16 protein-coding genes and 2 tRNA genes are annotated in these 25,427 nt (G+C 40.4%); 17 read left to right on the top strand and 1 reads right to left on the bottom strand.

All coding sequences use genetic code 11. The features are described 5' to 3' along the window. Nucleotides 1–231 precede the first annotated feature (231 nt). From WN948_RS02655 to WN948_RS02645, 3 genes are all read left to right on the top strand, one after another. Entirely contained in the window at nucleotides 232–405 is a 174-nt protein-coding gene (locus WN948_RS02655; RefSeq protein ID WP_342305447.1) for a hypothetical protein, read from the top strand. A 92-nt stretch (nucleotides 406–497) separates the two neighbouring features. After that, a complete protein-coding gene (locus tag WN948_RS02650) occupies nucleotides 498–1,034 on the top strand; it encodes a PAS domain S-box protein (protein ID WP_342305446.1) in 537 nt (178 codons plus the stop codon). A gap of 169 nt (nucleotides 1,035–1,203) precedes the next feature. Continuing rightward, nucleotides 1,204–2,754, top strand: a complete 1,551-nt coding sequence (locus WN948_RS02645; RefSeq protein WP_342306524.1) for a PAS domain S-box protein — start codon at nucleotides 1,204–1,206, stop codon at nucleotides 2,752–2,754. A gap of 192 nt (nucleotides 2,755–2,946) precedes the next feature. On the opposite strand, the gene WN948_RS02640 is transcribed toward WN948_RS02645, so the two are convergent. Next, the gene (locus WN948_RS02640; RefSeq protein WP_342305445.1) at nucleotides 2,947–4,839 is read right to left on the bottom strand and encodes a histidine kinase N-terminal 7TM domain-containing protein; all 1,893 of its coding nucleotides are present in this window, start codon (nucleotides 4,837–4,839) and stop codon (nucleotides 2,947–2,949) included. A gap of 298 nt (nucleotides 4,840–5,137) precedes the next feature. Here WN948_RS02640 and WN948_RS02635 point away from each other — a divergent pair, with 298 nt between their 5' ends. From WN948_RS02635 to WN948_RS02570, 14 genes are all read left to right on the top strand, one after another. Next, nucleotides 5,138–6,829, top strand: coding sequence for a type II/IV secretion system ATPase subunit (locus WN948_RS02635; RefSeq protein ID WP_342305444.1), 1,692 nt, complete (start codon nucleotides 5,138–5,140; stop codon nucleotides 6,827–6,829). Nucleotides 6,830–6,838: 9 nt separating this feature from the next. Then, nucleotides 6,839–8,785 carry a type II secretion system F family protein gene (locus WN948_RS02630; RefSeq protein WP_342305443.1) on the top strand — a complete coding sequence of 649 codons (1,947 nt, stop codon included), beginning with the start codon at nucleotides 6,839–6,841 and terminating at the stop codon, nucleotides 8,783–8,785. Between the two features lie 7 nt (nucleotides 8,786–8,792). Further along, entirely contained in the window at nucleotides 8,793–10,574 is a 1,782-nt protein-coding gene (locus WN948_RS02625; RefSeq protein ID WP_342305441.1) for a LamG-like jellyroll fold domain-containing protein, read from the top strand. A gap of 31 nt (nucleotides 10,575–10,605) precedes the next feature. Next, nucleotides 10,606–11,496 (top strand): hypothetical protein, encoded by an 891-nt coding sequence (locus WN948_RS02620; protein WP_342305440.1) that lies wholly within the window; start codon nucleotides 10,606–10,608, stop codon nucleotides 11,494–11,496. 89 nt (nucleotides 11,497–11,585) lie between these two features. Beyond that, a complete protein-coding gene (gene amrS / locus WN948_RS02615) occupies nucleotides 11,586–12,602 on the top strand; it encodes an AmmeMemoRadiSam system radical SAM enzyme (RefSeq protein ID WP_342305439.1) in 1,017 nt (338 codons plus the stop codon). A gap of 262 nt (nucleotides 12,603–12,864) precedes the next feature. Further along, nucleotides 12,865–12,937: transfer RNA gene (locus tag WN948_RS02610), tRNA-Asn, on the top strand. Nucleotides 12,938–12,959: 22 nt separating this feature from the next. Beyond that, nucleotides 12,960–13,034 (top strand) — tRNA-Ile (locus tag WN948_RS02605). A gap of 273 nt (nucleotides 13,035–13,307) precedes the next feature. After that, entirely contained in the window at nucleotides 13,308–15,860 is a 2,553-nt protein-coding gene (locus WN948_RS02600; protein WP_342305438.1) for a GAF domain-containing protein, read from the top strand. Then, nucleotides 15,857–16,642, top strand: a complete 786-nt coding sequence (locus WN948_RS02595) for a winged helix-turn-helix domain-containing protein (RefSeq protein ID WP_342305437.1) — start codon at nucleotides 15,857–15,859, stop codon at nucleotides 16,640–16,642. The genes WN948_RS02600 and WN948_RS02595 overlap by 4 nt, the downstream gene beginning before the upstream one ends. A gap of 350 nt (nucleotides 16,643–16,992) precedes the next feature. Beyond that, the gene (locus tag WN948_RS02590; protein WP_342305436.1) at nucleotides 16,993–18,897 is read left to right on the top strand and encodes a methyltransferase cognate corrinoid protein; all 1,905 of its coding nucleotides are present in this window, start codon (nucleotides 16,993–16,995) and stop codon (nucleotides 18,895–18,897) included. A gap of 164 nt (nucleotides 18,898–19,061) precedes the next feature. Next, nucleotides 19,062–20,996: a hydantoinase/oxoprolinase family protein gene (locus tag WN948_RS02585; RefSeq protein ID WP_342305435.1), complete on the top strand. Its 1,935-nt coding sequence runs from the start codon at nucleotides 19,062–19,064 to the stop codon at nucleotides 20,994–20,996. After that, the gene (locus tag WN948_RS02580; protein ID WP_342305434.1) at nucleotides 20,993–22,627 is read left to right on the top strand and encodes a TCP-1/cpn60 chaperonin family protein; all 1,635 of its coding nucleotides are present in this window, start codon (nucleotides 20,993–20,995) and stop codon (nucleotides 22,625–22,627) included. Before WN948_RS02585 ends, WN948_RS02580 begins: the two co-directional genes overlap by 4 nt. Nucleotides 22,628–22,639: 12 nt before the next feature. Further along, nucleotides 22,640–23,764 carry a uroporphyrinogen decarboxylase family protein gene (locus WN948_RS02575; protein WP_342305433.1) on the top strand — a complete coding sequence of 375 codons (1,125 nt, stop codon included), beginning with the start codon at nucleotides 22,640–22,642 and terminating at the stop codon, nucleotides 23,762–23,764. Nucleotide 23,765: 1 nt separating this feature from the next. Next, nucleotides 23,766–25,412: a methylamine methyltransferase corrinoid protein reductive activase gene (locus tag WN948_RS02570; protein WP_342305432.1), complete on the top strand. Its 1,647-nt coding sequence runs from the start codon at nucleotides 23,766–23,768 to the stop codon at nucleotides 25,410–25,412. The last annotated feature ends 15 nt before the right edge of the window (nucleotides 25,413–25,427 follow it).

Raw genomic sequence — 25,427 nt, 5'->3', positions numbered from 1 at the left:
TATTATATAAAATCTTCGTAGCATTTTTATACCGAACGCTTTAAATATCACTATTTTGCAAATGCTCGATAAACCAAATATAAAAAAATAGATTAGTTCTATTGTATTTATTTATAAGTAGTCTAAACAACATGCACAGCCTTTATAAAAATCTTGGAATAACAAACAGCGATAATAAACTATTTATATGTGTTTTTTTTAGAAAAATAGTAAACAGTGTTATAGAAATAAATGGAATTGAAAACTATTACATCTATTAAAAACATAAATTTTTTGCCTGTCAAAAATAGATATATAATTTCTGGTCGAAAAACTCTTAAATTAGCACAAAATGCTGGTTTTGAGCAAAAAATAGCTGAATCAATTATTTCACTATGGGCAACATTGGGTGTAATTCCTTTTTAAAAATTTGCATTTCTATATTCATATAGCAAATGCAGTGTATATTTAATATAGGAACTGTCATATATTTCTTATATATAATGTAGGTGGTAAAAATGGATTCCAGTGGGTTTGAAACGTATATCACAGGACATAAGTATTTTGAAAACGATTTACTCCTTTCAAAATATTCAATTGAGAATTGTATAGATTCCATTTCATGGATAGCCCCAGATGCCAGTTTTTTATACGTCAATAAAGCATTTTGTAGAGAATTAAGTTATTCTATGGAAGAACTGTTTTCAATGAAAGTCTTTGATATAGATCCGTATTTTTCGGAGGATATGTGGGAAGGGCATTGGAACAAAATGAAAAAATCACAGATTGGGACAGTAGAAACTGTTCATGTTTCAAAAACAGGTCAAATGATCCCTGTAGAGATTACTTATAATCATTTACAGTTTGATGGCATGGAGTATGTTTTTACTTTTAGTCGTAACATTACCAAGCGTAAAGAAGCAGAAAAAAATTTACGTCTCACACAATATTCAATAAATCACAGTATGGAGCCAGCTTTCTGGATAGCTCCAGATGCTAGTTTCATGTTTGTCAATGAGGCTGTATGTAAGAATTATGGTAACTATTCAGCCTGATAAAAACACTATCAATAGCAATCTTGACAAAAAGTTGAGACCTACATTTTATTAGGATCATTAATTTTGATTGTTGCCATTGATTGCTTTTTTGATTCTTAGGTTGTTAGTGAGCAAACATCTCCGTTTTGATTAAATCAGTATCAATAGGCTAATTGTGGTAGGCTGAATAGTTACGAATTATGATTATTCTCTGGAAGAACTGCTTTCAATGAAGGTCTTTGATATCAGCCATGATTTTCCAGAGAACAAGTGGAATGAACTGTGGAATAAGGTAAAAAAACATGGTTCATTCCAAATGGAATCAATACATTACACAAAACATGGAAGAAGTTTTCCTGTAGAAATTTCACTAAGTTATCTGGAATTTGAAGATATTCAATATCTTTTTGCTTTTGTCCGCGATATTACTGAACGCAAGAATTCTGAAGAAGCTCTCAAAAAATATACAAATGAACTGAGGCATTCAAATGAAATGCAGCAAGCACTTGGCAATATTGTGAACAGTAGCCCTCTGGTTGTTTTTTTATGGAAAGTGGAGCACAATTGGCCAGTGGAATTCGTATCTGAAAACATCAGGCAATTTGGTTATTCATCAGATGAATTCATATCAGGCACACTTCTTTATGGAGATATAATCCATCCCGATGATTTAATAAAAGTTCAAACCAGATCCACTAAGTTTATAGAATCAACGCAATCAACTTTCAACCATGAATACAGAATTCTTACAAAATCTGGCGAAGTACGCTGGGTTAATGAAAGAACCTTTATTCAACGTGATGAGGATGAGATCTATTTCATTCAAGGTATCATTGTTGACATCACCAGTAGTAAGCAATCAAATAAATTTTTGCAATTTCAATGCGAACTTGGAAATGTTCTTGCTTTAACTGACAATCTGCAGGAGACCTATGGGCAGTTGCTGGAACTGACTCTCCAGATAGATCCATTCGATTCTGGTTGTCTGTATGTTGTTGATACCTTTACAGGCAATCTGGATATTGTAGCATATAAGGGATTATCTTCTGAATATGTAGCGAAAGTATCACATTACGATTCAAACTCTTTATTAACAAAACTGGTCATGATGGGAAAACCCATCTACAAAAACCATTCAGAAATATGTGTTATGACTGCTACAGAATCACCCAATGAAAAATTAAATATTACAGCACTTGTCCCGGTGAAATGCGGAGACGACGTTATTGCCATGCTTAAACTCATGTCTCACAGCCAAAATGAGATTTCAAACGATTCCCATAACTCTCTTGAAAATATTGCTTCTCAAATAGGGGGGTTCATTAATCGTGCGATTTACGAAATAGAACTCAAAAATGATAATAATGATCTCCAGGGTATTTTTGAAGCATTAGATGATTTCTTAATTATAGTCGATCTAGAAGGATGCATTATCAAGTACAACTTAGCAGTTTCAACAAGATTAGGATATTCGACAGAAGAGCTTTTGGGTATTAACATAATTTCAATTATACCTCATAAACGGTACTTGGCAGCTGCAAAAACATTTTTTGATATAATAGAAGAAAAAGTTTCTTATTTTACCTTTCCACTAATGGCTAAAGATAAATCACTTATTCTAGTAGTTCTAAGGTTCACTAAAGGTAAATGGAAAGGTCAGGATGTGATGATAGGACTCTCTCACGATGTAACAAACGAAAATCTGACCAATAAAATAAGTCAACATTCAGATTTATAGAAGTAGACAATAAACCGGTTCTGTAGAAAACCGATTTCCAATTTCTATTTAATATGATGCTTGAAATGGCTGGGTTAAGGGGTAATTTGTAACATACGCAGGGCTAGTGTCTGATTACCGATGTTGCCCTCAACCAGTATGATTTTTAGACAGTATTTCACTTTTGAAGCAAATAATCTTTGTCCGATGTATCTACCTGCCTTGCATGGGCTGTTTTTCCAGCCGTGCGGTGAACCAGAACTCAGAACCCTTACCAACCTCGCTGTTCACGCCTATCTCTCCATCCATCAGGTTAACCAGTTGTTTGGAAATAGCCAGCCCCAAGCCGGTGCCCCCGAATTTGCGGGTGTTTGAGGTGTCTGCCTGGGTGAATTTATCAAATACCATACGGGTCTTTTCCACGGGAATACCGATGCCGGTGTCACATACTGAAAAGCGAAGCAAGACTGCATCATCGTATTGGGATTCTACTGATACGTTGATTGTCACCTCGCCCTTGGAGGTGAATTTAATGGCATTTTCAGTCAGGTTGGTCAGAATCTGGAGAAGACGACCCTGGTCCCCACGCAACAGCGAGGGGACATCCGTTCCAATGTTGCAGGATAGTCTCAGGCCCTTTGAATTCGCATGTAAGGACATAGTATTGAAATGATCTCCGAATAGTTTCTGGATACTAAAATCAAACGTCTCCAGTTCTAGTTTGCCTGCCTCTATCTTCGAGAAGTCAAGTATGTCGTTGATAATTCTCAATAGTGATGTTCCAGCTTTCTGAATCAACTTTGTATAATGTCGTTGCTTCTCATCCTGTTCTTTTTCAAGCAGCAGCCCTGTAAAGCCGATAATCCCGTTCATTGGGGTTCGAAGCTCATGACTCATGATAGCAAGGAATTCTGACTTGGCTCTGTTAGCAGATTCGGCGGCTTCTTTTGCTTTTAAAAGCTCAGCTTCTGTTCGTTTGTGTTCGTTAATCTCCTGCAGCAGCTCTTCGTTGCTTTTCCTAAGATCTGCTGTGCGGCTGGCTACAAGTTCTTCCAGATGAACTTTGTGCTTTTTCAGCGCCTCCTCAGCCCGCATGCGCTCAGTGATGTCACGCATCATGATCAGGCTTCCAAGCTGCTTTCCTCTGGAATTAATAATTGGAGTATTTGTCCTGTAATATATTTTTTCTTTAATGCTAATGTATATCTTATCATCAGTTTTGGAGAATATCTCGTTATAATGAACAGGATCCCTAGAATCGAAATCATTACTAGACTTTGGTTTTGTTCCTAGTTCCAGCAGTTTGCGGGCCGGCTTGTTAGCATTGATCATCTTTGCAGTTGAGTCAAGAACGAATATCCCATCAGGGATATGATTGAACATAACATCAAAAGCAAAAGGTGTTATATCAAAAAGTTTTGTTGTGACAATACCTATTGAAAATATGATGATGGTGCATACAAGTGCCAGAGGTGTAAGATCAATAAATCCGAGAGGACGTAAACCTATCAAGTAGAGAACGTTTGCAACAATGGGAAATATCCATCCCGCCAAAAATATAACAATTGGCAAGCGGTCTGATCCTAGCACTTTAAAGAACATGCTAGTCAACATAAAAAAGCCCAATGTCAGAGCAAAGTACGAATAAACGGAATGTAGCCACCAAAAGAGACCGAACTGTGATTGAATGAATGCGAAACCATTAGAGGACAAAAGTTCGACAGATGTTAAAAAAAGATGGTGCACATTATTTGTAGCGAGCATTGTCACAGACAAAACCGGGACTATGAACAAGAGCTTTATGTTGAGTGGTGTTAGCCAATTGTCATTGCCTGAATACCGTGCTGCAAAAATAAGCCAGAAAACAGGAATTGTAGTAATGCCAGTATAATATATTACTGTAAGTATCTTTATTTGTGTAAGGCTTACGGATATCAGTTCCAGTCCATAGCTAAAAGACCAAACAGCAACAGACACCATTAGAAATGACATGGGGAGGAACGCTTCGTTATACCTGCGTTTCCATGCATGGAAAGAAAGGAAGATAGCTAAGAGCGATGATACTACCATCGATAAGCTAACCATGTGTAGTTGCGTAAGGTCCATTTTTCCTCTAAGTATAATTCCTTTATGTGAGTTGTTGGTGAATGAAATTTAACACATAATTTGAGATGGTTATTATATATTCTTTTATTTATAATATACTGTAGTATTAATATGATATAAAATATTTTCTCAGGAAACTTCCCTATGAGCCTATATACCTGAAATAAACTGATCATGGGATTATTATGTCCCTTCTTTTTTCATATCTGATTGCATTTTAGAACTAACTACTCTGAACCACTATTATATAAGTAAAATAACAAAGGGTTTTTATATAGATATATCTATATAATAATCGATGATAGGTCCGGAATCTGAAGTCAAAGGTGCAGAAGAAACCAGCCCTGGTATGGTATCCGGGTCAAATACAGGAAACCCTGCAAAACTTTCTCAATTATTAGACCGCATCAAGTCCGGACTTCACCAGTTAAGGCATCCCCGAAATAAATTCCCTGATTATGATCCTGAATTACATGGTTTACTTGTAGATTTTGAAATTCCCGATGGGTTCAAAGAAGTTGAGCGATATTGGGTAAATGAGCCATATTCTTTTATTTCGATCCTTGTGAAAGGGAATGTATATCTTTACTATGTTGCTGAGCCAATGCTTACGTTATACGAAAAAGATATTCTTGAAAGAGTTTATGATGACCTGCAGGATATTCTGAGTATTGGTGGGGTAAATTCTTCGAGGGATAAAGAAACAGTACTGATGGAACAAGCATCCTTACTTTTTAATCGCTATCATGCAAATATTAAAATAGCTTCTACTTATCGTATTCTCTATTACCTGAAGCGTAATTTTCTGGGTCATGACCGCATAAATTCACTAATGCTTGACCCTAATATAGAAGATATTTCCTGCGATGGTATAAACATACCCATTTTCATGTACCACAACAAGTATCGTAACATTAAAACAAACGTTTCTTTTGGTGAAGAGGAGATTAATTCTCTTGTAATAAAACTTTGTCAGAAAAGTGGCAAGCATATTTCAGTAAGCGAGCCTATGGTGGATGCAACCCTTCCCGATGGTTCCCGTTTACAGGCAACTCTTGGTAAAGAGATCACTACCAGGGGAAGTTCCTTTACTATCAGGAAATTCAGGGGCGATCCGATCACCCCTATAGATCTTATTAACTACAAAACCTGTAGCATTGAAATGATGGCTTATTACTGGCTTGCCATTGAAAATGGTGATTGTGCTATATTTGCAGGAGGCACAGCATCCGGTAAAACATCCCTTCTAAATGCAGTTTCTCTTTTCATACCTCCGCTCTCAAAGGTCGTATCTATAGAAGATACACGAGAAGTGACATTGCACCATGACAACTGGATTGCAGGTGTCACACGTAAACCGTTGAATGTCAATAGTGCTGGCGAGGTTTCCATGTATGACCTATTGCGATCAGCTCTGCGACAAAGACCTGAATATATACTTGTAGGTGAGATCAGAGGTGAAGAGGCACTGACACTTTTCCAGGCCATATCCACAGGACATGCAACCTATTCAACCATGCATGCAGGTGATGTGCAGACCGTTGTCAACAGACTTGACAGTCCTCCTCTTAACGTACCGCATGTCATGCTTCAATCATTGGATATACTTAGTATACAGGTCCAAACTTTTGTGAATAACCAGAGGGTACGCAGAACGCAGAGTCTTGTGGAGTTCACAGGGATAGATACAAAGACAGGGTACATACGTATAAATGAGCTCTACAGATGGGATCCTCTAACAGACACTTTCATTCGCAATGGAGATTCATATACTCTTAACAAGGTCATGACTTCAAGAGGCTGGGATAGAAATAAACTATCAGAAGAGCTGAACAGAAGGGAACTTATTCTCAAATATCTCTGCGAGAAACAAATGAGGGACTATGTACGCATATCCCTGGTTGTACAGGCATATGATGCAAATCCGGAAAATGTTCTTGATGCAATTGAAAACCATACTCTGGATGAACTAATTGAACAGAGCATGTAGGTGTCTTGAATGAATATCATAGATTCTGCTGCACATTTGATATTTGGTAATTATGTAAGAAAACATATTCACCGATATGAAGCGCAGAGGTCCATGGTGCGTAAAGCAGGTATGGGAATCCTCATCGAGCAATATATTGCTCAAATATACTTTTTTTCTCTTTTAATGGCTTTTTTAGCTGGCCTGGTTGGAATATTAGCTGGATATTACTTTTTAAGTGATGTCAGGCCATTTATGCTGGGAATTGAAAATACCCCGCTCTGGATATCAAATAATTTTCATTTATTGGTAAGTTGCGGACTTGGCGCTGTTTTTTTCATAATAGCTGCTTATCTTACTTACTACATTTTTATGTCACTGCCTGAAGTGCAGGCTAATGTCCGGAGCACACTCATAAATCAATCACTTCCTCATACTACGGCATATCTTTATGCTATGAGTCGGGGAGGCGGGCTTAATCTTCTTGATATCATGAAATCCCTGGCAGAGAACTACCATATCTATGGTGCATCTGCAGAAGAAATAGGATTTATGGTTAAAGATATGGAGTATTATGGTACTGACCTGTTAAAAGCAATTGACAGAGCGGGACAACGGACTCCTTCTAAGAAATTCAAGGATTTTCTGGATGGTCTTACATCAATTGTCTCAAGTGGAGGGGATGTCAGTTCTTATCTCAAGGCAAAAAATGATCAATATCGTCTGACTGCTACTAAGGAACAGAAAATATTCTTTGAAACGCTGGGAGTACTGGCGGAAGTTTATATCTCTGCTTTTGTTGCAGGTCCTCTTTTCCTAATTACTATACTTGTGGTTCTGGGGCTTATGAATCCGAGTGCATCCGGTATGCTGAATTTTATAGTATACATTGTGATCCCAATAGGGACAGTTCTTTTTCTGGTGCTTCTTAATTCGCTAACCAATGATAACCCCAAAATACCTGATTTTTATGTAGTCGAAAAAAAGCTGCATAATTTCCTGCATGTGCCCATAAAGGAAGGAGATAAAAGTGAAGAGCAAAAGAGGAGAATAATCAAATACTACTCCCATTTCATCAGAGTGGCGGATAAGTTCCTGCATCCTTTCAACTTTTTTGCAAGTAAGCCTTCATATATATTGTTCATCACTATTCCGGTGTCAGTTGCTTATTTCTTTTACACGGTAAATGATTTCATCAATATTGCAAATTTCATATACTTTAACAATTTCAATATTCTGACAATAAGTATTATCGATGATTATTTCTTTATCGCTTTGCTAATAATGTTGATTCCTTTTATTATATTCGATGAGGTGCGCAGTTATCGTATAAAGCAGATAGAATCCACGATTCCGGATTTTCTCTACAACCTTGCAAGTATTAACGAAGCTGGCATTCTTCTTGTGGATGCTATTGTCATGAGTATGCAGCTAAAGATGGGAGTTTTGCATTCTGAGGTGAAACGTCTTGTAAATGACATATCATGGGGAACAAAACTGGACGATGCACTGCAAAAATTTGAATTCAGAATTCGCACTGATATGACAAGGCGTATAATCAATCTCATCATCAAGGCCAATGAAGCTACAAGTGATATCAAAAGTGTGCTGACAATAGCAGCACATGATGCTGATATGCAGAGACAGCTCAAGAAAGAGCGCAATGCAGAAATGTTTGTTTATGTGTTTATAATCTACATATCGTTCATGGTGTTTTTGTTCATCGTTTACATTCTTGCAGCCTACTTCCTGCCGGCTATGCCTGCATCCGCAGAAGGTGGGCTTGAAGGGGTTGCTTTTATAGTTGATTTTGATCTTGAAAAGTACACCTTGTTATTTTTCCATGCAGCTATGATCCAGGGTTTCGGTTCCGGACTTGTCGCAGGAAAAATGGGTAGTGGAAATATTCATTCGGGTTTCAAGCATTCTATAATCATGATGTCTATAGCTTACCTGTTATTCGCATTTTTCATATGAGGTAAATATGTGCATACGAACAAGAGCACGAATAAATAAATTCGTAAGGGACGAAAATGCAGTTTCCGAGATTATCGGAGAGATTCTGATGACGGCCATAGCTGTGCTCGCATTTTCAATAATTGCCGTGTTCGTGTTCTCTTATATGGATGCAGGTGAAAAAGTGCATGCTAACATCGACGGGTGGGTGGATGTGGATGCTGATACGATCTATATCAGGCATTCAGGTGGGGAGCATATCGATATTAATGATGTCAAAATAATCCTGAACCTCAATGGAACGCGCAGGGAACTTTCATCGTCTCAGATAGTGCAGCTGCTTGGAAGTAATGGCTGGCATCTGGGAGAGACTATAATAATTGACACTGATTCGTTGTGGAACACAACGATCAATGAAAATGATTATGTCGGTACGATACTACTGCAAACCAGTTCCAATATAGTTATAGAGAGCGGCTCACTCCTTGGCGATGAAATTGGGATGAATTCGGGTTCCGGATCATCAGGGTCAAATGACTCCACAACAGGTGGAAACCTTGCATGGTGGAAACTTAATGAGAATTCAGGTACAATTGCTGTGGATTCTGTTAGTGGTTATGATGGTAACATTTTCCAGGCCAGCTGGACAACAGGTATCAATGGAACTGCATTGGAATTTGATGGTAACAATGATTATGTAGAGACCAATGACCGTATAGTCGATGATTATCCGTTTACCATTAGTTTGTGGCTAAAAACAACGGATTCAGGAACTGATCAGGCAGTTGTCAACCTGGCAGACTCTGATTTGTCGAATTCTTATTATGGGATATATGTGAGTCCAGATGGAAGAGTTCGACTGATGGCAGGAAACACTCAGATCAGGACTATAGAAGGAGATGTTGTTAACGATGGAGAATGGTATAATGTCGTTGCAGTTTTCAATTCTTCCACAGACCGGAAACTCTATCTTAATGGCATAATAAACGGTACTCAGTCAACAGAAGTTACATTCAATAGTGGTGCTGATAGGTGGTCCATGGGAAGATGGGGTGACAGTTCTCCTAACAGATACTTTGAAGGGACCATCGATGAGGTAAAACTGTGGGACAGAGCACTTGACTCCGCTGAAATACTGCAGTTGTATGCAGACTCTGTTCCGGAAATGGTTCCGGTTGAAGATGTTTCATTGACTCCTGTATCAAGGTGGAAGTTCGATGAGAATTCCGGTTCAATTGCTTACGATGGTGTTGGGAGTAATGATGCACAGGTCATTAACGCACACTGGACTAATACCGCTATAAACGAAACTGCTATCCGCTTTGATGGAAATGGAGATTATCTTGCAGTTAGTGACAATGACTCACTTGACTTCGATCAGAATATGAGTATCCTTTTCTGGATGAGGCTGAATACAGACAATGATGTTTCGATAATTGGAAAGGGTATGGATGACCAGGATAATTTTGACCTTTTTGCAGGCAGTGGAGAACTGTATTTAGAATGGGACAATAGTGGTTCAAATTATGTTCAAACCACGGGGATGGACCTGCAAACCAACACATGGTACCAGATAGGAGTGGTGGTTGATGGAAGCAATGTGAATTTCTATAAGGATAGCACTTTCATTGAAGATCACTCTATGAATGGTGTTCCACTGGCTTCTAACAACAACGAACTCTGGATTGGCAGACAGAACTACGGTAGCAATAATTATTATTTTAGGGGCTACCTCGATGAGGTGGAGGTCTATAATGTTACACTGTCAGAAGCAGATATTGCAGACTACTACACAAGGACAAATCCGTAAGATGTGATGGCAAATAGGAAGGTTGATGGGAATGAGGACTAAAATAATGATATCTTCTGAAAATGCTATTTCGACTGTAGTCTCTGCTGTGCTTCTCCTGGGTATATTTGTATCTGTCATCACAGTTATCAATGTGCAGTATATCCCGGAGTGGAAAACCACTGCAGAACAATCTCATATGGACGATGTCTTTTATGATATGGCAGAGATGAAAAATGAAGTTGATATTCTGTCCGCTTATGCCAGGACTGAGCCTTCTACAAGTCTTTTAGTGAGCATACCCATTAAAATGGGAGGCGGATCTTTGCCTATATTCAGTTCCGGCAAATCAAGCGGAAGACTGGCAATAAATGAAGATGAATTTGGTATGAATATTCGGGCAACCACGCCTGGTCTTATTTACAACAGTGATTCAATGCTTCTGGATCTGGGATCTGTTAGCTATATGTCTGATAATAATTATTTTGTTGACCAGCAATTTGTGTATGAGAACGGAGCCCTGTTAATCTCACAAAAGGATTATTCTTTAATGCGCCTTGCACCTCAGATCGATGTAAAAATGACCGACACTGGTACAAATATAACTATGGATATTAACGTAATAGACATCAATGGTCCAAAGAGAAGTATCAGCAGTAATTCTGTGGAAGAACTGAACATCAGGACGAATGGGTCTGATTCTTTATATTGGGATGGCATACTTTTTACAGATGTGACTATGACAATGGAAACATCCTATCCGTCTTCATGGGAAACTTTCTTTTTGACGATGGTGGATAATGCGGGCATAGATCCTGCAGATTATTCCATAACCTCAAACGATACTGCCGTTGTATTATTCCTTGAAGGCAGTGCCGGGGAAGACATTAAGCTCAATGTAACAAAGACACTTTTTGATGCAAGGGTGAATCTGCTGGTTTGAGAACCAGTTCATACTTTGCATTCTTTTGCAGAAGCTTTGAAGCTTACATTCATCAATGATGAAGTCGCATTTTTAATCAGGGGTTCTTGATGATAAAAGAAGCAATGCTTTATGAGAAACTTGATGATGGCAAGGTACGGTGCAATCTTTGCAGCCACAGATGCAAAATATCATCTGGAAAGAGGGGAATCTGTGCGGTGCGGGAAAACAGGGAAGGCACTCTTTATACGCTTAACTATAATGTTGTTTCAAGCGAGGCACTGGATCCCATAGAGAAAAAACCGCTTTTCCATTTTTATCCGGGTTCATTAGCTTATTCCCTTGGGACCATCGGTTGTAATTTTAGGTGTAAACACTGTCAGAACTGGACGATATCACAGATCGATATAGATGAGGCAACTGCCATTGAAATGAGTCCTGAAATGGCTGTTGAAAGAGCTGTAAGCTCCGGAGCAAAAGTCATTGCCTGGACCTATAATGAGCCAACTATCTGGTTTGAGTATACTTATGACTGTGCCATACTGGCAAAAAAGGCGGGGCTGGTAACTGCGTATGTTACCAATGGATACATTACCAGGGAAGCATTGGAAATGATAGCTCCGTATCTGGATGCTTTCAGGGTTGATATAAAAGCTTTTACGGAAGAGTTCTACAGGGAAATTGCAGGTGCACAATTGGCTCCTGTTCTTGAGTCTGCAAAGTATGCAAGAGAACTGGGTATGCATGTGGAAGTCGTGAACCTTGTTATACCAACGCTCAATGATGCGCCTGAGGAGATTCGTGAAATGTCAAAGTGGATATATGATTATCTCGGTGCTGATACTCCTGTTCATTTTACCCGTTTTCATCCTTATTACAAATTACAGGATCTTCCTTCTACTCCGCTAGCAACCCTTGAGATGGCATTTAGTATTGCCAAGGAAGAAGGCCTTAATTATGTGTATCTGGGAAATATTGCTGGAACTGATTATGAAGATACGTTCTGTCCTAAATGCGGGGAATTACTCATCAAGAGGGAAATGTTCGGTATTGAAGTGAATAAGTTGGGCGATAGGCAAACGTGCCCGCATTGCGGTGAGTTCATTAACGTCCGGCTCGGGCAGTAAGGCGGGGTTTGTAGAAACCATGCTGCATAATTATTTATAATAAATTGCGTATGTAATCAACGAGTGTGACCTTATATAAATGAATCAGGCACTTCGACCCCTCAATTTCTACTGGAACGTATACATCTAACAATATATAATTATCATCATTATGAGATATCATCATATATTGTCAAAAAACAGGGCGAAAATGTAGGTGCAATCAAAAGGTTTAAAAGCAATAACTGCATTAGAAGGATTCGCGCGTGAGCGCCATGCTGAGGCCGCAATAACTCAGTTGGTAGAGTGTCTGGCTGTTAACCAGAATGTCACAGGTTCGAGCCCTGTTTGCGGCGCTTCATATCTTCTTTTCATACTGGGCCTGTAGCTTAGCCAGGTTAGAGCGCTCGGCTCATAACCGAGCGATCACCGGTTCGAATCCGGTTAGGCCCACTTAAAAACATTGGGCAGTTCCCTGTAGATTGTTTTTTGAGCCTTGCTTTTGCAAAAAATCATGTACGTTTCGGTTATTTTGTGCGCAACTCAGAGGATGAGCTTTGAACTAAGTTTTCATTAATTTTGACTATGTTGTGTTAATGATTGATATTGCTCGATATTGAGTACACAGTATTCCGTTGACCATTTAATATATTATACATTAAGTAATTGATATATTTCCAAAGTATTTCAAAGCATTTAGTTGATACAATTATATGATGGTAATAAATGGCACAGCTCGACGTAAATTCAGAAATTGCAAAAGTAATTAATGACAGCCCTGTAACAATTTTCATATGGAGACCAGAAAGCGGGTGGCCAGTAGAATTTGTCTCAGAGAATGTCAGACAGTTTGGATACTCACCCGAGGATTTCCTTTCGGGTAGATTAAAGCATGACGACATTATCCATCCTGATGACATTGAACGTGTACGTAGAGAAGTTACAGAATACTCTGAAACAGATGTTGATAATTTCATCCAGGAGTACAGGATACTGACAGCATCAGGTGAGACCAGGTGCATTGATGATAGAACCATCATTCGAAGGGATGGGGATGGCAATATCCAGTATTATGAAGGCATCATCCTGGATATAAGTCAGCGAAAGCTCTCGGAAGCAATTATTGATTGCCGCAATCAAGTTCTTGAATCCCTGGCTTCGGGTGCAACTCTGGATGAGGTCCTTATGCGTCTGGTGAAATCAACAGGGAAAATTGTGCCGGAAGCAATAAGTTTTGTCATGTTATTGGACAAGGAAAAGAAACATCTGATTCATGTTATTGCTCCTCATCTTCCAGATTTCTACAAAAAAGCTATTGAAGGGCTACCCATAGGTGACGGCATTGGCTCCTGTTCAACAGCTGTTTACACAGGGAAAAGGGTTGTTGTAGAAGACATAATGGAGCATCCTTTCTGGAAAGGCCTTAAGGAACTTGCGGCTAAGGCAGGCCTGAGGGCCAGTTGTTGTGAGCCCATAATAAGTTCGAATGATGAGATATTTGGGACTTTCGGAATGTACTTCCATAAGCCACACAAACCTGCAAAAGAAGAGCTCGATATTCTTAAAGCAAACGCCAATCTCGCAGCTATCGCAATAAACAACAAGAGGGTATTAGACAGCGCTCTTGAATCTGAACAAAAACTCAAGATCATTCTCAACAATGTAAACGACCAGATATATATCAGCGAACTCGATGGGAAAGCAATCGCTGTGAACCAAGCTGTAGTAGATACATTGGGTTATAGCAAGAATGAGATGTTAAGAGCATATCCTTCAGACATTATTCCATCAAAAGATGTACACCGCGTATCAAAACTTATGAAGGAGATTGAAACGGATGGAAGAGCGATATATGAGACAGAGGCGATACATAAGGATGGTAGAAAGATACCGCTGGAAGTCAGTGCACGGTTCATAATCTATGACGGGAAAAAAACCATTTTGTCAGTCGCCAGAGACATCCGTGAGCGCAAAAGGGCCGAAAGGAAACGTCGTCTTGAAGAGGAAAGGCTTGAAGCGCTTGTTAAACTTAACAGTATGACCGGTGCCTCTTTAAAAGAGATCACGGATTTTGCAAGGGAAGAAGCTGTGAGACTTACTGAAAGTACACTTGGATATCTTGCATTTATGAATGCTGATGAAACTGCGCTCATCATGCATTCCTGGTCGAAAAGTGCCATGAAGGAATGTGGTATAAAAAACAAACATTTCGTATATCCTATCAAGACCACCGGGTTGTGGGGTGAAGCAGTAAAGCAGCGTGAACCCATAATAACAAATGATTACTCTCTTCCCAATCCTATGAAAAAAGGATACCCCGGGGATCACGTGGAACTTACAAGGCACATGAATATCCCGATAATCGATGGTGACCATATAGTTGCCGTTGCAGGTGTTGGCAATAAAGTAGAGGAATACAATGAATCGGATCTACGCCAGCTTACCTTATTGATGCAGGGCATGTGGAGCCTCATTCAAAGAAAACAAATAGAAGATGCCTTAAAGCAATATTCTGATGAACTAAAGATGGCAAATGAGGAACTAAGGTCCATCAGCAGGATGAAAACAGAATTCATTGCAGAAAGGCTGGAAGAGATATACGGCCCTGAGTACTCAGGGCGTAGTGTCCTTGATGATGAGATGATCAAGGCAATTGATGACCAACAGGCAAAGGCTATCAATTCCGTATTGCTCAACTCTGCAAGGTTAAAACGCTTGGTAAATTCACTTCTGTATATGAGCCAGGAGCAAGCAGGAAAGATAGAATATACCTTTTCCAGGACACAAGTGGACAAACTGATATCAGAAGCTGTGATGAATCTGATACTGCTGATAGATGAGAAAAAAATTACTTTAGAAGTGGATGTGTCCGATGGGCTGCCGGCAATAAGATCTGATAAGGACAAACTAACGGAAACATTGATAATTCTTATAGATAATGCAATCAAATTCACTCCTGAAGGTGGAAGGATAAACATAGATGTAAGTGAAGAAGGTGACCATCTACACTTGAGGATAAGTGATACAGGACCGGGTATACAGAAAGACCTTATACCGCATATCTTCCAGAAATTCTACCAGGTGGAGGACTCACTGAGTCGAATGTATCAGGGACTTGAATCCAGTCTGTACATCTGTAAGGATATAATCCTTGCACATAAAGGCGAGATATGGATCGAAAGTGAAAAGGGTAAAGGAACTATATTCCACATAAGGCTTCCAATGGGTATTGTGGAAGATGATTCCCACAATTTGTCAAAACGTGAGATGATAAAATGAAATTAGCTTTGTTAGGTATTCTCTTTCTATCCGACAAAAGAAAAGATCTGCTCATCCTGCTGATAGAAAAACCTATGAACATCGATGAGATTAAAAATACACTCAATGTCACTTCCAGTGCCATGATGACACAGATTAAGATCCTCATCGATCAGGGTATAATACTTTATGAAAATGATTATTACAGGCTTTCGAGTTTTGGAGAGGTGATCGTAAAAAAAATGGTTCCTCTTTTACACATCTTAATGGTCTTCGAAGATAATAAACAATACTGGGAAAATCATAAAGTTAAAAATATTCCGATATATCTTCTTGAGAGAATAGAAGAACTGGGTTCCTGTGAAGTTGTTGAGCCGGAACTTAATCGCATGTATGAATTACCGAAAAGGTTCACTGAAAATCTCGTACAGTCAAAATACATCATGGAAATTTCTTCTTCATTCAGTCCAGCTTATCCCTATAAGTACATTGAACTTGCCAGAAAAGGTGTCCGAATTTCACTCGTCATAACGGAGCCTGTGTTTGAAAGATTTGAAACGGAGTATTTCGAACAATTGCAGGATTATCTCGGGATGGAAAATACGGAACTTTTTGTGTGCAAAGACGATATAGGTTTTGCATCCAGTGTAGTAACAGACAGATTCCTCTCATTGACTTTGTTCTATAAGAACGGCATGTTTCACAATCATGCTATGATGAGTTTTGAAATGAACGCATTGGTGTGGGGAGAAGACATGTATCAGTTCTTCAGAAAGATGTCACAAGAAGTTACAGGTATCTGAGATTCGGCAATCATATAGGAGATATTTTCTCCAGAATAATTCTATTTGTTTTGACTTTGAAATATATTGCATGAATGCGTTTTACTTTTGCATTCATCAGATCAAAGCCATTGATTTGATTAAAGTCATTAATCTTATTGGAGTTCTGTTCCTTTGTTAACGGCGTTAATTATAGGGCGTTCATTCATAGGATTACGACCCCACTCAAAATAATGTGTGGTTTTTGATGTTAACGGCGTTAATAAATAACCGGAGGTTATGATATATACCTCAACTAAAATACTGTTCTTTGTTAACAGTGAGAAATGAAAGATCACTGTAAAAACCAATCTAACTTTTGGAGGAAAATTATGAAAGCAGCAATCTTGAACCAATTAGCGGAAGCTGTAGTCGACGGTGACGACGACCTTGCAGAAGAACTTGCACAAAAAGCCCTTGAAGACGGAGTGGATCCTTACGAGGCAATTGTGGACGGACTTGCAAAAGGAATGATCATTGTAAGTGACAAGTATGAAAAGGGTGAAGCCTTTGTGCCACACCTGCTCATCGCATCTGGTGCCATGTATGCAGGTATGGATATACTGACCCCACATATGAAAGTAGAGGCAGGAGCAGAGCGTTCCGTGGGTGTTATAGGAACCATCGAGGGAGATGTCCATGATATCGGAAAGAACCTTGTCAAGACAATGATGTCCGCATCCGGTTTTGATATGATTGATCTGGGTCACGATGTGCCAGTCGAGAAATTCATTGAAGTGGCGAAGGAGAAGAAAGCAGACCTGGTTTCCATGAGTGCCTTAATGACAACTACCATGACCAACATGGAAAGGGTAATTGAGATGCTGCAGGAGGAAGGTATCAGAGATTCCCTTATAGTCATGATAGGAGGAGCACCTGTTTCCCCAGAATTCGCAGAAAAGATTGGTGCAGACTCTACACATCCTGATTCCCTTGCAGCTACGGAATGGGCAAAGGATGCAGTAAGCAAACTTGCCCCTGCTGAACAGAGATGGAGCGAGGAGAAAATCTCACTTGGCAAGGTCAAATACAGAGAGATTCTGTCTAAAAAGACGGTAAAAGGAAAGACAGATGTAGGTCTGGAAACTGCAAAGCAAATAATTGCAGATTTTGAGAGTGTAGCTGTCAAGACGAAAGAAGAAATGACCCATATGGACAGGACCCTGGCTTCACTGGGCGATAAAAAGGTCGACAGATTACCGGTATATCCACTAGCCTGTGGAGTTTTGAGGAAATTTGCCGATGTCAACTACAAGGAGTATGCTACTGACATCAATGCGTTCGTTGAGAGTGCTTACCTGGGATCCAAATATCTGGATACGGACATGTTCGTAGGGCTCATCGACCTTTCTGCAACATCAGCTGACTTTGGATGCAAGATCAAGTACCCTGAAGATGACACACCTTCATCCGAAGGACACCTTGAGGCATATGAAAGTATAGAAGTTCCTGAGGTTAAGGAAGGTACTCGTGCCTATGAGCTTATAATGGCTTCCAAGGCGGCTACTGAGAAACTTAACAAGGAACTTGATACACCATTTGTCGGATTCCATGAAGGTCCCCTGCTTACCCTTACCCAACTTATGGGTGCAGACCGTGTCCTGATGGACATGAAGACACATCCTGATGTGGTACTTGAAGCAGTCCAGAAATGTACAGATTACATCTGCCAGGTGTCTGAACTGTTCTTTGAAGAAAGTGCCTGTAATGCATTGTGTATTGATAACCTCTGGTCCAACAATGTGATCATGAGCGAGGAGGACTACTGGAAGTTCGATGGAAAGTTCGTACATGACCAGCATTTGCCAATATTCAAGAAATACGACCAGCCCTACATGATACACAACTGTGCAGATGCAGTACACTTTGACACACAGATCAAGAAATTCGGAACTCAGTTGTTCAGCTACGCATACTATCCAAAGCTAAGAGGCAAGGGTTCACAGAACTATGCAGACCTAATTCCAAAATATGGTGATACATGTTGTATGATGGGAGAGCTCAATCCGATAGAGTTCATGGATAATACTCCTGCAGGTGTTCAGAAGATAAAGGATGACACAAAGGATCTGCTTGAAGGTGTGCTCCCCGTACTCAAGGAGAGTGGATTGCAATCCAAGTATGTAATGACGTCTGGTTGTGAGATTCCTCCAGGAGGACCTCTTTCGACCGTGAAGGCAATGGTAGATGTAGCAAAGGAACTGGGTCCTGACCTTCAGAAAAAGATATTCGGATAAGCAGGAACTATCACTTCCCCCTGCTTTTCCTTTTTTTATTCTCATACGTGATTTAAAAATCACTTTATGAGGTCTATATCCATTGGGTGGTAAACCTCCTATCTCCACAGAAGAGGCAAACCACTCCACCTCCACATAAACCCTCCATACAAAAGGTGATAACAATGAATCTCGGGCTTGGAATAGATACTGGCGGCACATATACAGATGCCGTAATCATGGATCTTGAAGATGGATCAATAATAGATTCAAACAAATCGCTTACTACTTACCCTGATCTGATCAAGGGCATAATAAATTCAATTGATGGCCTTAAAGCCGAATATCTTGCTAATGTGAGATTCACTTCAGTATCCACCACACTCGCTACCAACACCACATTGGAGGATAAAGGGTACCCTGCAGGTCTCATACTTATTGGCTATAATATATCCCGAAAAATTCCGACAGATCATATCCTTTCCATAGAAGGCGGTCATGATGCCGATGGAAATGAAGCAGAACCACTGGGCAACCTGAAGAATGTGAAAGATTTTGTTACAATGAATCAACGCAAGGTATCTTCCTTTGCTGTATCATCGTATTTCGGAGTACGCAACCCGGAACATGAACTGATGATCAAAGAGATGATCCAGGAGCTGACAGATCTCCCTGTTGTTTGCGGACATGAACTTTCCATGGAACTTGGAGCTTACGAAAGGACTTTGACAGCACTTCTTAATGCCCAGCTGATTCCGGTAATAGACCAGTTCATAAGGTCTGTAAGGTCAGTGATGCAGGATAAGAACATCAATTCGGTCTTAATGATGATGAGATGTGACGGATCGCTTGTCAGGATCGAAGAGGCACTAAAAAAACCAGTTGAATCCATTTTTTCCGGACCTGCTGCGAGCCTGCTGGGCGCTGCACATCTAGCAGGTCTAAAGGAGTGCCTGACCATAGATGTTGGAGGTACAAGTACGGATATTTCTATGATCCTTGATGGCATGCCTGCCATCAGCAGTTCCGGTGCTGTTGTCGGTGATTGGGATACAATGGTCAAAGCTATTAAAATGAACACTTCTGCCATTGGAGGAGACAGTCATGTATGGATGAAGGAAAAAGCGCATATCGGACCTAACAGGGTCATACCCCTATGTCTTTGTGCTACTGAATTCCCGTCCATCGTAAGGAAATTGCAGAATGCTGAAAAGATTTCAAGTCGCATAATGAACGATATCATCCAGCCAACAACATTCTTCATATCCAATGGAGCAAAATCTCATTCCCTGCCAACCTCTGAACTTGAGGTAGAAGAGATGGAAATATTCGATGCAATTACAGACGAACCATCCTCTATATCGGATATTGCCTCTAAGACAAATAAACATGCTCTGATGTTCGAAGGTATCCTGAGAAAGCTCATACAGAAAAGATATGTAAAACAAGTGGGCTTCACCCCGACCGATGTCCTGCATGTTACCGGTGCCTATACAAGATGGGATTCCAGTGCATCGATGCTTGGGGCCTCGATCCTTTCAGAATACACTTCTATGGAACCCTTTGATCTCTGCGCCAAACTCAAAGAAGATGTTGCCAGAGAGATCGTACTCAATCTCATTGCACACTGTGCAGACAAAGTGAAGAAAACAGATCTGGAAAAAATATTGAGCGGCACAGAACTAATGAAATTCACGATAAAGACCCCCGTGGTAATGGTGGGTGCTCCGGTAGCTCCATATTTGAAAGATATGAAATATTTCATTGATGCGGACATAAGGCTTCCGCAGTACCATGAAGTGGGTAATGCTGTAGGTGCCCTTGTCGGTAATGTGGTTTACAGGGAAGAAGTACTGATAAGGCCAGCAGGCTCGGGCAGTTCACAGTATCTGTTATTCTCTGAAAAAGGAAGACAAATGTTCGATGATTATCAGGGTGCTCTTGACATGGCCAATTCCCTTGTCAACAGCACAGTTTCAGAGTATATGTCCGGCTACGGATTAAGTATGGATAATGTAAGGTTCGATCTTGAATGTAATAATATCGGGAGTATTGGAACAGTGCCCCTTGAGACAAAGATCGTAGGGGTAGCCGTTGGTTCCCCTAAGGGGGTAATATGAGCACTTCACTGGAATATGCAGGAAATATGAATGCAGGAAACATGAACACTATGAATGCACTGGATAATATGGATGCTCTGCGTCAGAGTGTGCGCAATCGTATTGGAATCAAGGATGATGTTGAAGAAGATGGTCTGATATACGAGATGCTACATGCTTCCAGGGATATTAAGGATCTACTTATATCCTCTTTTGGACCCTGTGGATCGAGCAAGATAATAATTAGTCCTACAGATGACGTTTACCTGACAAGTGACGGAAAGACCATAATCGAACAGATCGATGTGTTACATCCTGTGGTCACATCCCTCAAAGAACTTGCCATGTCCATGGACAGAGTATGTGGTGATGGTACAAAGACCGCAGTGATAATCGCTGCTTCTCTTATCGAGAATGCTGCTAAACTCGTGGATTATGGCCTGCATCCAACAACTATCATAAAAGGATACCAGCTTGCTCTGAACAAAGTGTACGATATCCTCAACTATGAGAGTATTCGGATAAGTTCTGACAGTGATCTTCATTCTGTCATAGAGAATGCCAGCCTGAGTAAAGGGGCTGAACCCCATCAGGCCCGGATAATAGCTGATATCGTTCTGAAGACACTTTCAAAGATCAGGGATACCTATGGTGATGGTCACATAGATCTAAACGATTATGTCAAAGTTATAAAAAAGGTAGGTGCCCCATCTATAGAATCTATTTCAGGAATGGTCCTGGATGAAAGACCTGCAAGATCTGACATGCCTTTTCATTTGGAAAATGCAAGCGTCCTTATGATTAATGGCAATGTGAAATTTGAGAGCAAGATCATAAATTCCCAGCGCAATCTAAGAATAGATGATCTCGGCGATCCAAGGCTTATCTTCCATGGACAGGAACGAAATCTGAAAGCCATGTCACAGAAGATAATTGCTTCCGGGGCTAACCTTGTATTTTGTGAAGGAGATGTGGATGAATCTGTTGAAGCATCACTTGCAAAACATGGTATCCTGCTTTTCCAGAAACTGAAGATAAGGGATATGGAGATGGTCTCAAAGGCAACAGGTGCAAGCATTCTTTCCATCAGGGATGATATACTCCCTCATGATCTGGGTTTTGCCGATGAGGCGAAGGTCGAAAAAAGAAACGAGGAGCATTTCCTTTTCCTTTCTGTCAGTGATCAGCTGATATCCACGATCATGATATGGGAGCCTTTCAGGTATGGTCTTGAAAAGATCGAGGAAGCAGTAGATGATGCAGTCAATAATGCTGCATTCATACTGAAGAATCCTCTTGCTGTCAGAGGGGGAGGGGATATCGAATTTGTGCTCTCACAGATGCTCAGGCAGTATTCTTCCACCATTGAAGGGAAAGAGCAACTCGCAGTTATCGAATATGCAAACGCCCTTGAAGAGATTCCCAGAACACTCGCACGAAACGTGGGTCTCAATGAAGTGGATGTGATAACGAAAATGCTCAATTCCTATAATAAGGGAATCGACAGCAGAATTGATCTTACACGAAATGTCGTTGCCAATAACCCTCCAGTATATGATTCTTTCAGCATTAAACAAATGGCTATTATCGCGGCTACCGAGGCTGTAAGCAATATGTTGAGAATTGATAGGATCGTATTGAAAAAGTCCTGATGGGGGAGTTAAATGCCTGATGAGATGACTTCAAATGAGCGTTTTATCAACGCTCTTGAATTAAAAGAAGTGGACAGAACACCACTGGGTTATTTGTGGTTCGGCGCTGGTGATGCGGTGCTTGAGCAGATGAATGCAAGCATGGAGGATGTTTACTATTCTGCAAAAGGCATTGCCAGAGCACAGATATTAGCAAGGGAAATGTATCACCATGACAATGTAATGTCTCCATGGGGATGTTTGCTAGTGGAAGCTGAGGCTTTTGGGGCGAAAATAAACATCAAGAAAGATGCTTATCCTTCAATAGTCCGTTTTCCTCTAAAGTCTGCAAAAGAATATGAGAATATAGATCAGGTTGCCATAGAACGCTCAGAAAGAGTACAGACCATTGTAGAGTCCATATCCTTGCTCAAAAAAGAGCTTGGAGATGAGGTTTTCATAAGCGGTGCGCTCCTTACTCCTCTCATGCTTGCTTCCCAGTTAATGGAAGGGAGCAGGATGTTCATTGAAATGATGAAGAATCCGGATAATTTTCATGCACTGCTTGATGTCCTTACTGATAGTTGCATAACCTTTGCAGATATGATGCTTGATGCAGGCGCAGACGGTGCATTTATTGAGAACGGCGGCAGCACTTCTGATCTTTTCAGTCTGGAAATGGCAAAGGAATTTGGTTTTCAGTATTCTAAGAAATTATATTCACACATACAGGATAGAGGAGCTTATGTAATATCGCATAACTGTGCAAACCATGCATTCCATGAACTGGAACTGGCTCTTGAACCCGATGCTTTGAATTTATTCTTCGGAAATGTGGAGGCACTCGGGAAAAAGTATGGGGTAGATTGCGTGAAACTCCACAACCATAAGCACATTGGTTGCAGTGAAAGATATTGTTTCAGGGATTTCAAAGACTTCAATGATTCAGGTATATGCCTGATGGGAAATATCAATCCCTATACATTCAATTCAGGAAGGTTCGACAATATCGCTGCCGAAGTAAAGAGTTGTATGGATGCAGCTCCTGATAAGGGATTTATACTATCCACCGGATGTGAGATACCACTGAATACACCTCAGGAAGAGATGGAAATTCTCTGGGAATCAATGAGATCTTATTTTAATCAGGGGAATTAAAATGTACGGAATAGCATTAGATGTGGGAACCAGCGGCTTTAGGGCGCAATTGATAGACCTAGAAACAAAGGAAATTGTTAAGACTTCAATGACAATGAAGCATCCGTTGCCAGGTGGGAATGTGACGGATCATCTTGACTTTGCCATATCTATCGGAGAAGATGTGGCACACAATATCATCATAGATGCTGTCGGGAAAATGATTGACGGATTCAATGTAGATCCATCGCAGATATTAAAGATGGCTGTCTGTGGTAACCCGATACAACTCTCCCTTTTCCAGAATTCGGAGATACGCGATCTGGCCTATGCAGGGGAAAACATGCGAAAAAGACTGGGCATAGATAACGTAAGACGTGATGGCCGGATATTCCCGGCCATGGATATATTCCATGGAACTTTAAACCTTGAGAATTGTGAGATTATCGTTCCGCCTGCTATTGAGCATGAGATCGGTGCTGACGCACTTGCCATGATGGTGGAGACTGATTTTCTCGAACAGGAAGAACCAACTCTTGTAACAGATTATGGAACGAACGCGGAGATGGCCATAAAGATAGGCAGCCGAATCATCACAGGGAGTGCTGCAGCCGGACCTGCCATAGAAGGACAGGGTATAGGTTGTGGCATGCTTGCAGCTCCGGGAGCGATCACAGATGTTAATCTGGAAAATGGTTTCTGGAGAATATCTGTACTGGATGAGAACATGGAAACTGTAAAAGGACATCTTATAGATCCGATAAGTGGGATGATACTTGAAGGATCGGATACCGTACCTGATGGCATCACAGGCACCGGTCTTATTTCCATATTGTCTCTTGCAATCGAAACAGGGATTATAATCAGTCCACCTAAACTAAAGTACGGGAAGATCATACTGGGTGACGATATTGAGGTTTCAGAAAAGGATATAATAGAAGCAGGTAAAGCAATAGGTGCTATAAGGGCTTCTCAGTTGACCCTGATACATGAATCCGGGATTGCCTATGAAGACCTTGAAACCATGTATATGAGCGGTGCTTCCGGGACCTATGTTGATCCTATCAAAGCAAGAAATATAGGATCATGTCCGGATTTTACAAAGAAAACAGTGCAATTTGGAAACACGTCCTTGTCCCTTGCAAGGGATATAGTTCTTGAAAAGGTGAAACTTGATTTGTTGATAAAATTAGCAGAAAATATAAAGGCGGATCATCTTATGATGGCAACCAGTGACACCTTCAAAAAGTTTTACGTATGTGAATTAGGATACTGGACAGAGGGTATGTCCATGGAAATATACCGGAAACTTTTGAAGGTATATAAATTGCCTAAACTGCCAGATCCCGTTGAAGATCCGGTCATTGAGAAAAGAGTCCGGAAAGATATCAGTGAGACGGGTACAGGTCGGGTAGAAGTGATAGAGGACATAGGTGTCACTCTTGAAGAACTGGCGGTTGGATGCATAATGTGCCACAGATGTGAAAAAGAATGTCCTGAACAAGCAATATTTATAAAAGCTGATGATGCTCTCTTTGCAGAGTACAATACCCTGAAATGTCTGGGAACGGCGTGCAAGAGATGTGTAAATGCGTGTCCGGTACATGCAATTGACTACAAGGAAATAAAGATAATGGACGAAAGACCACTTTCAGGTCTTTCGGCATAAACCAGGAGAATCTCA

The organism is Methanolobus sp. ZRKC5 (assembly GCF_038446525.1).
GTDB lineage: Archaea > Halobacteriota > Methanosarcinia > Methanosarcinales > Methanosarcinaceae > Methanolobus.
Note: the sequence above shows the minus strand (reverse complement) of the source record. Positions and strands in the feature narration are given on the sequence as shown.